General features: G+C 42.6%; 5 protein-coding genes. 4 read left to right on the top strand and 1 reads right to left on the bottom strand.

The window, feature by feature from the left end:
- From ACO1R6_RS24030 to ACO1R6_RS24020, 3 genes are all read left to right on the top strand, one after another.
- On the top strand, window positions 1-195 hold a 195-nt coding region (locus tag ACO1R6_RS24030; RefSeq protein ID WP_486268183.1), incomplete at its 5' end, for a hypothetical protein.
- Between the two features lie 3 nt (window positions 196-198).
- The gene (locus ACO1R6_RS24025; protein WP_486268181.1) at window positions 199-1,188 is read left to right on the top strand and encodes a DUF1259 domain-containing protein; all 990 of its coding nucleotides are present in this window, start codon (window positions 199-201) and stop codon (window positions 1,186-1,188) included.
- A 253-nt stretch (window positions 1,189-1,441) separates the two neighbouring features.
- Window positions 1,442-2,671 carry an S-adenosylmethionine:tRNA ribosyltransferase-isomerase gene (locus ACO1R6_RS24020; RefSeq protein WP_486268179.1) on the top strand — a complete coding sequence of 410 codons (1,230 nt, stop codon included), beginning with the start codon at window positions 1,442-1,444 and terminating at the stop codon, window positions 2,669-2,671.
- Between the two features lie 47 nt (window positions 2,672-2,718).
- Here ACO1R6_RS24020 and ACO1R6_RS24015 read toward each other — a convergent pair whose 3' ends face one another.
- Complete coding sequence (locus ACO1R6_RS24015; RefSeq protein WP_486268177.1) at window positions 2,719-3,270, bottom strand: hypothetical protein; 552 nt, start codon at window positions 3,268-3,270, stop codon at window positions 2,719-2,721.
- A gap of 451 nt (window positions 3,271-3,721) precedes the next feature.
- On the opposite strand from ACO1R6_RS24015, the gene ACO1R6_RS24010 reads away from it, so the two are divergent.
- On the top strand, window positions 3,722-4,047 hold a 326-nt coding region (locus ACO1R6_RS24010; RefSeq protein WP_486268175.1), incomplete at its 3' end, for a prephenate dehydratase domain-containing protein.

Here is a 4,047-nt window from a genome sequence, read left to right as displayed (position 1 = left end):
TTGGCCATAAGTAAAATTGATTGGTTTAGTCTGGCTTGGATTATTATCTCCTTTGTAGCCATGTATCGTTTTAAAATTGGCATGATTACCTGGATATTTATTAGTGCTTTAGCCGGTTTAGTGCATTATGGTATAACCAGTGGGGTGCTTTTAACAGCTAATAAATTAATAGCTTATCATTTTTATACGGTTTAGAACATGATAAATAAATATTTAACCCGTCGGCAGGCCTTACAAGCTACAGCATTGCTGGGTACCGCTGCCCTGGTAGGTACAGCAACTGCATTAAGTGCTGCTCCGCTAAAAGGAAAAACGCCACCGCTGAGCGCCGCCGAAATAACGGCCATTGAAATAGCCTTGGGTAAAAAAGGCACCTATAAAGAAGCCGAAGCGACACATACCACACCACTACCCCGCAACGATCTAAAGGTTTCGGTTAAAGGAGAAGCCGTCCCGATTACCTTTGGCTTTGGCGGCTGGGTATCTATCAAGAAAACCGTAGATGGCAAAACCGCCATACTCATGAGTGACACCGTTTTATTGCCAGAAGAGGTGAATCCGTTAATTTCGGCGGCTCTTGCCAACGGTTTAGAAGTGAGTGCCATTCACAACCATTTTTTCTACGAAGAACCGCGCATCTTTTATATGCACCTGCATGGTATGGGCAAACCCGCAGATTTGGCTAAAAAATTTGCGGCCACTATTAGTAAAAGTAAGTTAGCTCCGGCTAACCAGCCTGCGCCTGGTTCGGCACCAACAGTTACCGGTAAAGAGAATTTTGATATTGCGGCCTTGGATGCCATTGTAAAAAATAGCGGGGTGGTAAATGGGCCTACCTATAAATATACGATTGGCCGCGATGACCTGACCATAATGGCCATGGGAGCCGAAATGACGCCTTCCATCGGTTTAAATTCTTGGGCATCTTTTGCTGGCAATAAAGAGCAGGCACACATAGCCGGCGATATTGCGATGCTGCAAAGTGAGGTAAATCCGGTTATTAAAGAGCTCCGCCAAAATAATCTGGAAGTAGTAGCCTTGCATAATCATATGCTAGGCGATTCGCCTCACATGATATTCCTGCACTATTATGGCCAGGGGCCGGCCACTACGTTGGCCCAAGGTTTCCGGGCAGCCCTGAACGAATTGGGTAAACATGGTAAGACTACGAGCCATGCAAATCACTAAACTAATTTTTTATGGAGTAAATAATCCGGGAGCATTCCAGGATAAGATCAAGCATCTGCCCATAAATGGCATTTAAAATGCCTTCCTTATACAGCCAAATAATCTTTGGAAGCTATCAAACTTCTGGATAGCTATAATTTTAAGCTATCATTCATTTAATACAGAAATCAAAATTTAACCTTTGGGCTTTTTTAAATTAGGATAAGGGTAGATTGTACTATTTTTGCCTTAAATATTTACCTCGGCAGTAAACATGGCCCCCGACCCAAAGACATTACAGATTAGAGATTTTACGTATTATTTACCCGAAAACCGGATTGCCCACTTTCCGCTGGCCAACCGTTCTGCTTCCCGGCTACTATTTTACAACCAGGGCACCATTCAGGACAAAATGTTTACCGCCTTACCTAGGTTGCTCCCTTCTGATACTTTGTTGGTTTTTAATAATACGAAAGTGGTGCAAGCCCGCTTATTATTTAAACGTACTACCGGCGCCACCATTGAGATATTTTGCCTGGAACCCGTAGCACCCGCAACCGACATGCAACTGGCCATGCAACAAACTGGTTCCTGCACCTGGAAATGTTTGGTAGGAAATGCCAAACGCTGGAAAGAAGACCACCTGTCCTTAACTTTTAATTTACCCGATAACACCACTGGCCAGTTAACGGCCACCAGCAGTAAAAAAGCCACCGATAGCTATTTAGTTACATTTACCTGGGCCCCAGCCAACCTTTCCTTTGCCGAAATATTGGAATTAGCCGGTAATTTACCACTGCCGCCTTATCTGAACCGGGCTGCCACCGAACAAGACAAAGAAACTTACCAAACCGTTTATGCCCAACAAGCAGGTGCCGTAGCCGCTCCTACGGCTGGTTTGCATTTTACCGAAGCTATTCTGGCTGATTTACAACTACATCATATAAAATCCCTGGAGGTTACCTTGCACGTAGGTGCTGGTACTTTTAAACCGGTAAAAGCAGAAGCCATGGCCGGACACGCCATGCACAGCGAAGAAATATATGTATCGGTAGCTGCTTTGGTTCAGTTACGCGACCATTTGCCCCGACCAGTTATACCGGTTGGCACTACTTCTTTGCGCACTTTAGAAAGCCTTTATTGGTTAGGTGTGCGCGTAGCCCACGAACCGGACTTAAACCCCCAAAGTTTAGAAGTACCGCAATGGTTACCCTACGAAACCCAGAACCAACCTACCCCTCACGAAGCCTTAACTGCTTTAATTAATTATTTAGAAAAGCACCAGTTAACGCATTTACGGGCTACTACCCAGGTTATTATTGCCCCGGGTTATGAATTTAAAATAATAAAAGGATTGATCACCAACTTTCATCAGCCCGAAAGCACTTTATTGTTACTTGTTTCGGCACTTATAGGTTCCGATTGGCGGCGGGTTTATGAATATGCCCTGGCGAACGATTACCGCTTTTTAAGCTACGGCGATTCGTCGTTACTGCTTCCTTAAAGATAATCTGTACGCTAAATATTCATACCTCTGGTGCTTAATAATATTTACCGCTTAGCTACAGTGGTTAAATCAAAATCTAACTGCAGCGTAAGCTTGCCGTTATTCTCGATTAGGTAACTTAAGGTAGATTTATCGTTGTTAAACGCCAATGACCAGGTATAATTCAGTTCCGACCCGAGCAACTGCTTAGAATAACTATCGGCCTCGAAAAGTAATAAATAAGCATCTTTGGGGCCGGTCGTTCTGCCGCCGTACATCGAAATTTCAGCCTGGGTACCATCCGGACGTTTATTTTCGTGGCGCAGGGTATAACTGGTTTTGTCCTGGCTTAACACCAAGGTTCGGTAAATTTTTTCGCCAATATGAATCGGCATCCGGATTTCCTTATCGTTGCAGGTCACCACCTCTAACCAAATAGGCAAGCCCTGAAAAGGTGCTTCTTTGCCGGTGGGATAAAGTACCACACCATTTAACTTCTGTCCGCAATACCGTTGCAACTGGTTGTTAAAAGAATTGGTAGCAGCATTAACCGGCAACGGTTGCGTACCGGCACAACCCCAGGTTATAAAAATAAGCGCACTGCAAATGGCCAGCAAACTTCTTTGGTACCATTTAAACAGAGAAAAAGTATCACCAATATTATAGTATAGCTTTGCTAAACAGGCCGGCGAAAAAAAATTTGATAAAAGTGTTCTCAGAACTAAAATATTTTAAAACTGACCAAATATATAAAAAATACCACCCTGAGCGATATTTTTCTTTGTAATTTTATAAAATAAATATTTTTAGGCTGGTTAAAAGTTTACTTATTGATATTTTTTTGACTATTCGGCTTATTCATTAAAAAAATTTATTCCTTTTTAGTGGATTTTTAAAATAATGTTGCCTATACTTGCTGCACAATTTAAATAGATGATAATCAGAACGAACAATACTTTTTATTACTACTTTTTTTTTAGTACCTCACGGGGGTAATAAGGAAAAGTATTGCGTTTAAAAACAAAATATAAATCCCAAAGCCCCGAAATTCGGGGCTTTTTTTTTAACATGAACCCAACACCCGTTATTGCTATTCAGGGCGGATACGCTTCTTTCCACGATGTAGTGGCCCAGCAGTATTTTGCTCCTCAAAATATTCAAATATTACCCTGCATGACTTTTCAGCGGGTGTTTGCCAGCGTAAAAAACGGCGATGCCGATTTTGGTGTTCTGGCTATTGAAAATTCTTTGGCGGGCAGTATACTGGGAAATTATTCGCTCCTGCACGATTATCCCGTTTCTATTATTGGCGAAGCTTATTTGCCTATTGAACAAAACTTATTAGCGCTGCCGGGCCAGTCGGTAATGGATATACGGGTAGTGCGGTCGCACCC

This window comes from Adhaeribacter sp. (assembly GCF_057359045.1).
This window is presented reverse-complemented; position numbering and strand designations above follow the sequence as displayed.

Bases quoted from the DNA above. Each gene is read 5' to 3' on its own strand.
- ACO1R6_RS24025 (WP_486268181.1), top strand. From the start codon at position 199: ATGATAAATAAATATTTAACCCGTCGGCAGGCCTTACAAGCTACAGCA.
- ACO1R6_RS24020 (WP_486268179.1), top strand. From the start codon at position 1,442: ATGGCCCCCGACCCAAAGACATTACAGATTAGAGATTTTACGTATTAT.